At 50.3% G+C, this 3,172-nt stretch carries 4 protein-coding genes; all 4 read right to left on the bottom strand.

The window, feature by feature from the left end:
• A partial coding sequence (gene dapB, locus WEIDD23_RS09635; protein ID WP_062358948.1) for a 4-hydroxy-tetrahydrodipicolinate reductase occupies window positions 1–656 on the bottom strand: 656 nt, incomplete at its 3' end.
• A gap of 19 nt (window positions 657–675) precedes the next feature.
• Complete coding sequence (dapA, locus tag WEIDD23_RS09630; protein ID WP_010374107.1) at window positions 676–1,542, bottom strand: 4-hydroxy-tetrahydrodipicolinate synthase; 867 nt, start codon at window positions 1,540–1,542, stop codon at window positions 676–678.
• A gap of 22 nt (window positions 1,543–1,564) precedes the next feature.
• Complete coding sequence (locus tag WEIDD23_RS09625; RefSeq protein ID WP_062358938.1) at window positions 1,565–2,710, bottom strand: N-acetyldiaminopimelate deacetylase; 1,146 nt, start codon at window positions 2,708–2,710, stop codon at window positions 1,565–1,567.
• A 12-nt stretch (window positions 2,711–2,722) separates the two neighbouring features.
• On the bottom strand, window positions 2,723–3,172 hold a 450-nt coding region (dapD, locus tag WEIDD23_RS09620; RefSeq protein ID WP_082778336.1), incomplete at its 5' end, for a 2,3,4,5-tetrahydropyridine-2,6-dicarboxylate N-acetyltransferase.

Raw genomic sequence — 3,172 nt, 5'->3', positions numbered from 1 at the left:
GATTCACGCGTGAATGATGTTTGCTTGAGTCGTAATGTTTCCCCGGGTGCCCCGAAGATAACTTCTTCCTCGGCCACATAGCCAGGTAAACGCATCGCATGAACCGGCACCTGGTCGATTGCTTCCCCACGAGCAGCATCTGCTCGATACTGGGTCACTGGTTTAGCCTTACGAGCCGCAATGCGACTTGCGGTCGCCCGGGCCGTCCCAGACGGTGAATCCACCTTATTGGGGTTATGAATTTCTAGCACTTCCGCATCCGGGAAATATTGCGCTGCTTTTTCAGCAAATTGCATCAACAACACCGCTGATAACGAAAAATTAGGTACGATAATCGCATGGCGCGCATACTTTTCAGCTAGATGGCGAAGTTGTGAAACTTGATCGGCTGCCAAGCCACTTGTCCCAACCACTAAATCAAAGCCGTGTGACAACGCATAAGTGGCATTGTCGAAGGCTGATTCGGGTAACGTCACATCTACCCAAACATCTGCTATGACATCAATTTCGTCTAATTCTGTAAAAACCGGTACTGTCGCCTCGTGCGGGGTCCGACCTAGAATACCAACCAACGTCAAATCAGCCTGTTCGGCCAACATATTTTGGATGGCTACTCCCATTTTACCAAATCCGCCCGCTAGAAATACGGTTGTCATAAAAATTCCTCTCTCATCTTTACGCAAGATGTGCAATGACATCTGCCGTTTCATGTTCATCCAAAGGCAAAATTGGCAAGCGCGTTCGGTTTTGCACCTCGCCCTTTTCCGCCAAAACCGCCTTAACTGGTGCTGGCGAAGGGTAACTAAATAGCGTATTCATCCGTGGTGTTAACCACCGTTGCAACTGACCCGCCTTACCTAGATCACCATCATGGAACGCCAAGAACAAGTCGCGCATTTCAGGACTATACAGGTGTGCCGCCACTGAAATTGTGCCAGTCGCCCCAATCGCCTTTGCCGCTAACGTCTGAGCATCCTCACCGGTATAGACAGCAAAATCTGCTGGTGTATGGTCAACCAAGTACGCCAAATCATCAATGCTTGTGACTTGCTTGACGGCATTGATATTTGGATGCTGCGCTAATGTCACCACACTGTCATTTGTTAGACCAACCGCTGAACGACCTGGAATGTTATACAGCATGACTGGTACAGCCGACGCATCCGCAATCGCCGTAAAGTGGGCTAACATCCCCTTCTGACTTGGTTTATTGTAGTATGGCGTCACGGCCAAAATGGCATCTACCCCAGGTATCGCACTAACTTCGGCAGCCAATGCGACTGATTGGGCTGTGTTATTATCACCGACGTTCGCAATCACTGGCCCGCGGGTCCCCACCTTTGCAGCAAAGTAAGCATATAAAGCTAGTTTTTCTTCATGCGTCAAGGTTGGTGACTCACCAGTGGTACCGCCAATGACAAATCCTTGGGTACCTTCGGCTAACAATCGTTCGGTCAACGAATCCAACGCTGGATAATCAATCGTATCTTCTGCTGTAAAAGGCGTAATAATCGCCGTAATCAGCTCAACTTCATCATACATATCAGTTGCCTCTTCTTATTATTTATTGCATCATTCGCCAATTTAAGTAACCAACCATTGCGTCAACACCTGGTTGCAAGGCGGCCTCATCAGGCGACAATCCGGCATTATGAAGCGCATGGGTTGGATCACCAACCCCTAACCAAAACATCGTACCTGGGAATTTTTGTAGTAAGAAGCCAAAATCTTCACCAGTCATCGCCGGCGCAATTTCTGAAAAATCAACATCCGTTGCCTGGGTCATATAAGTCATGAATAGCGCTGTTGTCGTGTCGTCATTTTCAACCGGCATGTAGCCCCCTTGAATTAACTGCAAATCAGCCGTCACACCGGTTGCCAGTGCCACCCCCGCCACAATATCGCGCACACGTTGTTGCATCATTTCGATATCCTGCTGGTGGAAGGCCCGAATCGTTCCATCTAAATGGGCGGTTTCGGCAATCACATTACCGACTATCCCGGCGTGAAAAGTGCCTAATGTCACCACACCACCGCGAACTGGATCGACATTGCGTGACACAATCGTTTGCACTTGATTGACAAACATCGCACCCGCGACCACTGCATCGACGGCTTCATGTGGGTAAGCAGCGTGACCGCCTTTACCTGTAAAGGTTACATGAATCTCAGTCGTCCCCGCAAACAATGTCCCTTGACGCGTCGCAATTTGCCCAGTTGGCAAACCGGGATGATCATGTAAGCCATAAAACTCATCCGGGCGCCATTCATCAGTAAACACACCCAAATCGTACGCCCGTTTACCACCATAATCAGCTTCTTCAGCTGGTTGGAAAAAGAAAATCAGATTATCTTTCGGCTGATGCTGGGTAAAGTACGCTAAAATACCTAACCCCACTGTCATATGCATATCATGACCGCACGCATGCATCAGACCCGCATGTTCTGATGCAAATGGTAACCCCGTGGCCTCAGTAATTGGCAACGCATCAATGTCCGCCCGATACCCAATTGTTCGTTGTGGATCGGTTCCAGCGACGCGAACAAGCAACGCCGTTGGTAGTTCAGGTATTTCACGTATTGTGACCCATGGTTGCTGCCATTGCATGACCAACTGTTTCAAATACTGGTGTGTCTGCGTTTCGTGTAACGCCAACTCTGGGATGCGGTGCAAGTCACGCCGGACTTGTTTTAAATCAATCGGCGTCATGTCAGCACCTCGTTAATCCAGGTTCCGCAAGGCGTCGACCAAGGCCGTCTTGCCTTCCGTTTGCGCATCAATGTCCTTAATGACACGTGCTGGCACACCAGCTACAACTGTATGGGCTGGCACATCCTTAGTGACAATCGCGCCGGCCGCAACAACAGCCCCGTCACCAACTTGCACACCTTCGATCACTACCGCATTCGCACCGACGAGAACGTTATCACCAATCGTCACCGGCGTTGCTGAGGCTGGCTCAACTACCCCGGCCAAGACAGCACCCGCGCCGATGTGACTATGCGCGCCGACAATTGCGCGTCCGCCTAGCACAGCACCCATATCAATCATGGTTCCTGGGCCAATTTCGGCCCCAATATTAATAATGGCCCCCATCATAATGACCGCATTATCGCCAATTTCCACCTGTTCGCGAATCACCGCGCCCGGTTCGATTCGGGCCTTCACACC

It is taken from the genome of Weissella sp. DD23 (assembly GCF_001579105.1).
Classification (GTDB): domain Bacteria; phylum Bacillota; class Bacilli; order Lactobacillales; family Lactobacillaceae; genus Weissella; species Weissella cibaria.
The sequence above is the reverse complement of the archived record's forward strand: the minus strand, read 5'-3'. Positions and strand labels throughout refer to the sequence as shown.

Bases quoted from the DNA above. Each gene is read 5' to 3' on its own strand.
- WEIDD23_RS09625 (WP_062358938.1), bottom strand. From the start codon at position 2,710: ATGACGCCGATTGATTTAAAACAAGTCCGGCGTGACTTGCACCGCATC.
- dapA (WP_010374107.1), bottom strand. From the start codon at position 1,542: ATGTATGATGAAGTTGAGCTGATTACGGCGATTATTACGCCTTTTACA.